General features: G+C 67.6%; 7 protein-coding genes. 3 read left to right on the forward strand and 4 right to left on the reverse strand.

The genetic code is table 11. From position 1 onward, the window contains the following. Positions 1-346, reverse strand: a 346-nt coding sequence (locus WA317_RS22660; RefSeq protein ID WP_425175176.1) for an amidohydrolase family protein, incomplete at its 3' end; no start/stop codon positions are given. 78 nt (positions 347-424) lie between these two features. Next, entirely contained in the window at positions 425-940 is a 516-nt protein-coding gene (locus WA317_RS22665) for an FxsA family protein (protein WP_425175170.1), read from the reverse strand. Between the two features lie 70 nt (positions 941-1,010). Between WA317_RS22665 and WA317_RS22670 the strand changes: the two genes are divergently transcribed. After that, positions 1,011-1,709 (forward strand): dienelactone hydrolase family protein, encoded by a 699-nt coding sequence (locus WA317_RS22670; protein WP_425175171.1) that lies wholly within the window; start codon positions 1,011-1,013, stop codon positions 1,707-1,709. On the opposite strand, the gene WA317_RS22675 is transcribed toward WA317_RS22670, so the two are convergent. Both WA317_RS22675 and cobN read right to left on the reverse strand, forming a co-directional pair. Then, entirely contained in the window at positions 1,684-2,085 is a 402-nt protein-coding gene (locus WA317_RS22675; protein WP_425175172.1) for a PPOX class F420-dependent oxidoreductase, read from the reverse strand. The genes WA317_RS22670 and WA317_RS22675 overlap by 26 nt on opposite strands. A 15-nt stretch (positions 2,086-2,100) precedes the next feature. Continuing rightward, complete coding sequence (gene cobN / locus WA317_RS22680) at positions 2,101-5,685, reverse strand: cobaltochelatase subunit CobN (protein ID WP_425175173.1); 3,585 nt, start codon at positions 5,683-5,685, stop codon at positions 2,101-2,103. Positions 5,686-5,776: 91 nt separating this feature from the next. Between cobN and WA317_RS22685 the strand changes: the two genes are divergently transcribed. Together WA317_RS22685 and WA317_RS22690 are read left to right on the forward strand one after the other, a co-directional pair. Beyond that, positions 5,777-6,607: an SDR family oxidoreductase gene (locus tag WA317_RS22685; RefSeq protein ID WP_425175174.1), complete on the forward strand. Its 831-nt coding sequence runs from the start codon at positions 5,777-5,779 to the stop codon at positions 6,605-6,607. A 322-nt stretch (positions 6,608-6,929) separates the two neighbouring features. Continuing rightward, on the forward strand, positions 6,930-7,377 hold a 448-nt coding region (locus WA317_RS22690; RefSeq protein ID WP_425175175.1), incomplete at its 3' end, for a DUF222 domain-containing protein.

Consider the following 7,377-nt stretch of genomic DNA (forward strand, 5'->3'; position numbering starts at 1 on the left):
GCGCCAGATAGGCGGGACGATCGCCGAGCACCTCGTCGAGGTCGGCCGTGCTCGGCGGGGCCGTTTCGGGCCAAGAGGAGTCGTCCCAGCCGTGACCCCAGACCGGCTCATTCGGATGCGCCGTCGCGTACTCGGTGATCAGTTGCAGGCAATGGCGACCCGAGCGGGCGGCGCGCAGATCCAACCCGCTGAGCGACAGCCCGGTGGCGGTGAGGTGGATATGGCTGTCCACGAAGCCCGGTGCAACGAAGCCGCCGTCGAGATCGACGACGTCAGCTTGCGGGAACTGGTCACGGCCCACGCCGTCGCTGCCCAGCCACGCCACGACGCCGTCGCGGACCGCCATGGCGGTCGCGTCGGGGTGGGACGGGCTGTGCACCCGACCGTTGAGCAGCAGTGTCGTCACGCCAGAAAACTAGGTCGACTATTCCGGCCGCCGCAGCACGGCGCGCGGCACGACATCCGGGTCGTCTGGGACGTCTGTGACATCCAAGACCTCGCCGTCGATGTAAACGCCGCGGCCTTCCGGGCGACCACCGTGGTAACGGCTCGACGCATACCGGCCCGCGCTGGTGGCGGCCACCGCGATCAGCGGCAGGCCGGTGCTGCGCGCTACCAGTCCGACCAGCAGCGGGCGCACAGCGGCGCGGGTCGGCGGGAACAACAGCAGCAGCCCCAGCGCGCTGGTGACCAGCCCGGGAACCACGATCAGCACCGTCGACAGGGCCACCGAAGCGCCGTCGGTCAGCGCCCCGCGGGCGGTGACCGTCCCGGACCGTAACCGGACCAGTTGACGCTTGACCTGCGATCCGGCCAAGACGACACCGACAACGAAGGTTGCGACCAGCACCAGCAGAGTGCGACCGAGCCCGATCGTCGACGCCAGCACCACCAGCACCGTCAGTTCGGCCACGACGTAGCCGAGGAAAAGTCGCCACACCATGAGAGGCCAACGTCCACGACGGCCACCGGAGTTCCGTCGGCGTGCGTGTCGCGGTTAGATGTCTGACGTGACGACCATAGAGATCGACGCCCCCGCCGGCCGGTTCGACGCGCTGCTGAGTGTTCCCGACGGGCAGGGACCGTGGCCGGGCGTCGTGGTGATTCACGACCTGTTCGGCTACGGACCGGACGTACAAGCCATCAACGACAGCATCGCCGCCGCCGGATACCTCGCGTTGACTCCCAACCTGTACGCGCGCGGCGGCCGGGCGCGCTGCATCCCCCGGGTGTTCCGCGAGTTGCTGACGAAGCGGGGCCGTGCACTCGACGACATTCTGGCTGCCCGCGATCACCTGCTCAACGACACGGCCTGCTCCGGCCGTGTCGGCATCGCGGGCTTTTGCATGGGCGGCCAGTTCGCGCTGGTCATGTCCCCTCAGGGCTTCGCCGCCGCCGCGCCGTTCTACGGCACTCCGCTGCCGCGCGACCTCAGCGAAACCCTGGACGGGGCGTGCCCGATCGTCGCCAGTTTCGGTGGCCGCGATCCGGCGGGCATCGGAGCACCCAAGAAATTGCAACGGGTGCTCGAGCAGAAGAACATCGTCAACGACGTCAAGGTCTATCCGGGCGCCGGCCACGCCTTCGCGAACAAACTGCCCGCGCAGCCGCTGCTGCGGATCACTGGCTTCGGCTACAACGCGGCCGCCACCGAGGACGCGTGGGCGCGGGTCTTCGCGTTTTTCAGAGCACACCTGGGAGCGGTCTGAGTTCCAGACCGACGTTGTTCTGCATGCCGCCGCGCAGCTTGCTGAAGAAGTTGAACACCCGGGCGATCAGGCCGTAACGCTTGACGAGGGCGTCGTAGACGGCGCCGTTGTGGGATTTGTCCAGGACGGTCGCCATCCCCTCGACGTCCGCACTCTTGGTGTTGCCGCGCATGTCGCAGACCGCCAACTTGACCTTCGGGGTGTTGCGGATGCGCTTGACCTTCCAGGACTTCTCTTGAGTGATGACGAGCAGCCGGTCACCATCGGCGGCCGCCCACACCGGCGTCGGCTTGGCCCGGCCGTCCTTGGTGAAGGTGGTCAGCAGGACGTACTCGGATTTCGCGAGATCGGCGAAGGTGGGGCTCGTTGTGCTCATGACTCAAACTTAACGTCAGCCTTCGAGGTCGCCCTCGGTTTCCAGCAGCACCTGCCGTAAGCCGTCGAGGGTGGCCGGTTGTGGCTGGTCCCACATTCCGCGGCCGGCGGCCTCCAGCAGTCGCTCGGCCATGCTGTGCAGTGCCCACGGGTTGGACTCCGACATGAATTTTCGGTTCTCCGGGTCCAGCACGTAGCGGTCGGTGAGCTCTTCATACATCCAGTCGGCCATCACCTTGGCGGTGGCGTCGTAGCCGAACAGGTAGTCCACCGTCGCGGCCATCTCGAACGCGCCTTTGTAGCCGTGCCGGCGCATCGCGTTCATCCAGCGCGGATTGACCACCCGCGCGCGGAACACCCGGGTGGTTTCCTCGGACAATGTGCGGGTGCGGATCGCGTCGGGGCGGGTGTTGTCGCCGATATAGGCGGCCGGCGCCTGGCCGGTCAACGCCCGCACGGTGGCCACCATGCCGCCGTGGTACTGGAAGTAGTCGTCGGAGTCGGCGATGTCGTGCTCGCGGGTATCGGTGTTCTTGGCGGCCACCGCGATGCGCCGGTACTGACGGTTCATGTCGTCGGTTGCCGGCCGGCCGTCCAGGCCGCGGCCGTAGGCGAACCCGCCCCACGCGGTGTACACCTGCGCCAGGTCCGCGTCGTCGCGCCAGTTGCGGCTGTCGATCAGCTGCAGCAGACCCGCGCCGTAAGTGCCCGGCTTGGAACCGAAAATCCGTGTGGTGGAACGCCGCTGGTCGCCGTGCTGCGCCCAGTCGGCCTGCGCGTGCGCGCGCACGTAGTTCTCCTCGCCGGATTCGTCGAGGTCGGCGACCAAGCGCACCGCGTCGTCGAGCATGGTGACCACATGCGGGAAGGCGTCGCGGAAGAACCCGGAGATCCGCACCGTCACATCGATCCTGGGGCGACCGAGCTCCGAAGGCGAGATCGGTGTCATCCCGACCACCCGCCGGGACGCGTCGTCCCACACCGGCCGGACCCCCAGCAAGGCAAGCACTTCGGCGATGTCGTCGCCCGCGGTACGCATCGCCGAGGTGCCCCATACGGACAGGCCCACCGAACGCGGCCAGGCCCCGTAGTCCTCGCGGTAGCGCGCTAGCAGCGAATCGGCCAGTGCCACACCGGTTTCCCACGCCAGCTTGGACGGCACCGCTTTAGGATCGACGGAGTAGAAGTTGCGTCCCGTGGGTAGCACGTTGACCAGCCCGCGCAGCGGAGAGCCGGACGGTCCAGCCGGGATGAAGCGGCCGTCCAAAGCCCGCAACACCTGCTCGATTTCGTCGGCGGTACCGGAAAGCCGCGGTACCACCTCGGTGGCGGCGAACCTGAGCACAGCGGCGACGTCCGGGTCGTCGGTGAGCCGATCGACGGCGCCCGGATCCCAGCCGCTGTGCTGCAGCGCTTCGACCAGCGCCCGGGCCCGGCCTTCGGCGTCGTCGACCGATGACCGCTCGTCGGTGCCGTCTTCGGCGAGGCCCAGCGCCTGCCGCAGACCGGGCACCGAGTGTTCACCGCCGAACAGCTGTCGGGCCCGCAGAATTGCCAGCACCAGATTGAGTTCGGCTTCCCCAGTGGGTGTTTGGCCCAAGATGTGCAGGCCGTCGCGGATCTGGACGTCTTTGATCTCACACAGCCAGCCGTCGACGTGCAGCAGCATGTCGTCGAACGACTCGTCGGCGGGCCGCTCGGTCAGGCCCAGGTCGTGATCCATCTTGGCCGCCCGGATCAGCGTCCAGATCTGCTGGCGGATGGCGGGCAGCTTACCCGGGTCGAGCGCGGCGACGGCGGCGTGTTCGTCGAGCAGCTGCTCCAGACGCGCGATGTCACCATAGGTTTCGGCGCGGGCCATCGGCGGAATGAGGTGATCGACGAGCACGGCGTGAGCTCGCCGTTTGGCCTGAGTGCCCTCACCGGGGTCGTTGACCAGGAACGGGTAAATCAACGGCAGGTCGCCCAGCGCGGCGTCGGTCCCGCAGGCCGCGGACATCCCAAGGGTCTTGCCGGGCAGCCATTCCAGGTTGCCGTGCTTGCCCAGATGGACGATGGCGTGGGCGTCAAAGCTGTTCGCAAATCTCCGTCCCAGCCATTGATAGGCGGCCAGGTAATGATGGCTGGGCGGCAGGTCCGGGTCGTGATAGATCGCCACCGGGTTCTCCCCGAAACCACGCGGTGGCTGCACCACCAGCACGACGTTGCCGGCTCGCATGGCCGCGATGACGATGTCGCCGTCGGGGTTGTGGGTTCGGTCGACGAACAAATTTCCCGGCGGCGGGCCCCAGTGCTGCTGCACGGCGTCGGCGAGGTCCGCCGGCAGGGTCGCGAACCAGGCTTGGTAGTCACCTGCCGACACTCGGATCGGGTTGCCTGCCAGGTGCCCATCGTTGAGCCAGTCGGGATCCTGGCCGCCGCGTTCGATCAGTGCGTGTATCAGCGCATCCCCGTCGTCGGCCTCGACGCCGGGCACGTCGCCGATCTGATAGCCGTGCTCGCGCATCGCCTTCAGCAACGCCACCGCGCTGGCCGGGGTGTCCAGCCCGACGGCGTTGCCGATGCGGGCGTGTTTGGTCGGATATGCGGAGAACACGACGGCGACGCGCTTGTCGGCGGCGGTGATACGGCGCAGCTCTGCATGTCGCATCGCCAGGCCGGCCACCCGCGTGCAGCGTTCCGGGTCGGCGACATAGGCGATCAGCCCCTCGTCGTCTATTTCTTTAAAGGAGAACGGGACTGTGATGATGCGTCCGTCGAATTCGGGAACAGCCACCTGGGTGGCGACGTCGAGCGGGCTGAGCCCGTCGTCGTTGTCGTGCCATTGCCGGCGTGAACTGGTCAGGCACAGGCCCTGCAGAATCGGGATGTCGAGGGCGGCCAGGTGTTCGACGTCCCAGCTTTCGTCGTCACCGCCGGCCGTCGCCGTCGCGGGTTTGACTCCCCCGGCGGCCAGCACGGTGACCACCATCGCGTCCGCCTGGGTCAGGGTTTCCAGCAGGTCGGATTCGGCGGTGCGCAGCGACGCGCAGTACACCGGCAGCGCGCGGCCCCCGGCGGCTTCGATCGCCGCGCACAGCGCCTCGACGTAGCCGATGTTGCCGGCGAGGTGTTGTGCGCGGTAGTACAACACCGCGATGGTGGGGCCGGTGTTGCCGACATCGGGCCGAGGCAACGTCCCCCAGGTCGGAGTGCTCTGCGGCGGGGTGAACCCGAAGCCTGTCATCTGCACGGTGTCGGACAGGAAAGCGTGCAGTTGCCGCAGGTTTGGCAGCCCGCCGTGTGCCAGGTAGATGTGGGCTTGCAGTGCGATGCCGGCCGGCACGGTGGACCGTTCGATCAGGTCGGCGTCGGGTGACTGTTCGCCGCTCACCACAACGGCGGGCACGCCGCTGGCCAGGACGGCGTCGATGCCGTCCTCCCAGGCCCGGTAGCCGCCGAGGATCCGGACCACGACGACGTCGGCGCCGGCGAGCAGGTCCGGCAGCTCATCGGTCAACAGCCTCGCGGGGTTGGCCCACCGGTAGTTCGCGCCGCTGGCGCGCGCCGTGATCAGGTCGGTGTCGGACGTCGACAACAGCAGCACGGTCGGATCGGACACTTGTCATTCTTACCGCACGAAGCTCATACCGCGGCCGCGCCGCGGCTGGGACGCGGTCGGCAGCAGCCGGTCGCGTGACATGATTCGCCCTGTGTCTGGTAAGGGCAAGGTCGGGAAAGTGGTGGCCATCACCGGCGCGGCCCGCGGCATCGGGTTGGCCACCGCCGCCGTTCTGCGTGATTCGGGCGCCAGGGTCGCGATCGGAGACGTCGACGAATCGGCGGTGCATGCGGCGGGAAGCCGGTTGGGTCTCGACGTGCACCGCAGGCTGGACGTGACGGACCGGCAGTCCTTCACCGATTTTCTCGATAGCGTCGAAAACGCGCTGGGGCCACTTGACGTGCTGGTGAACAACGCCGGCGTCATCGCGGTGGGCAGCGCACTCGGCGAGGCCGACGCCGCCACTCAGCGCCTGCTCGATGTCAACGTCTACGGCGTGATTCTGGGCACCAAGCTGGCGGCGCAACGGATGCTTACCCGTCGCCACGGTCACATCATCAATATCGCTTCGCTGGGCGCTGTGGTGCCCGCGCCCGGGATCGCCACCTATTGCGCCACCAAGCACGCCGTGCTCGGGTTCACCGACACCGTCCGCCTGGAGAACCGCGGCAGCGGTCTGCGCTTCTCTGCGGTGCTTCCCACTCTGGTCAACACTGACATGATCGCCGGTTTGAGTGGCCTGCGGGGAATGAAGAACGCCGAACCGGAAGACGTCGCCAGGGCCGTTGCCGCGCTGATCACCAAACCGAAAGCCCGCGTGATGGTTCCGCGCTCGCTCAACGCGGTGAGGCTGGCTCAAAAGCTGCTGCCGCAAGCAGCTTTCGAGGCGCTGAGCCGCGGGCTGGGCGCCGAGAGCGTTTTCGGCGGCCAGGTCGACGCTGAGAAGCGCAAGCGCTACACGGAGCGCCCGGGAACGTTGTGAGCGACGCTTGACACTTAGTCGTCGGCACGGCGCTGACCGTCCCAGCGCTCCAGCCACGACTGCAGGTTGTAGACACCGACCGCGAGAAACACCAGCCACATCGCGGTGAAGACGTCCAGCAAAGTGGTCATCGGCTCGTTTCTCTCCGTGTTCGAGCGGGTGTGATGAATGCAATCTAGGGTCGGCCGTCGCCGGTCGGCACGCGTAGCGCACTACCTGTCTTTCCTGCCGATGGCCGAATTTTGACATCGCCTCCATCAAACCCCTTACGTCACTGCGGTTTCAGGGGTTTCTTGTCGGTGGTCGCCGATAGTCTTCGGGTATGGCAGTCAGCAGTCGCGAGGAGATCGTCGCCGCGTTCGACGCGTTGCGCGACGCCGTTTCCGGTCTGGCTGATTTGTCGTTGGATGCGTTGACCACACCGGAACGGTTGGCGTTGTTGGAGCGCCTGGAATCCGAGTGCCGGCGGCTGCCGGTGGCGCGGCATGCGTTGCTCAACGGCGTGCGCGAGCAAGCCAGCGCGGCTGAGATCGGCGGCAAGCTGTCCCAGGTGTTGGCCGACCGGTTGGGTATTGCGCGCAGCGACGCCCACCGGCGCATCGAGGAAGCCGGTGATCTCGGTGAGCGCCGCGCGCTGACCGGTGAACCCCTGCCGCCGCGGTTGGCCGCGACCGCGGCCGCTCAACGCGCCGGGACCTTGGGTGAGGCTCATGTGCGGGTGATCCGCGGATTCCTGAACGACCTGCCGTGCTGGATCGACGCGCCCACCC

It is taken from the genome of Mycobacterium sp., assembly GCF_049802695.1.
Lineage (GTDB): Bacteria > Actinomycetota > Actinomycetes > Mycobacteriales > Mycobacteriaceae > Mycobacterium.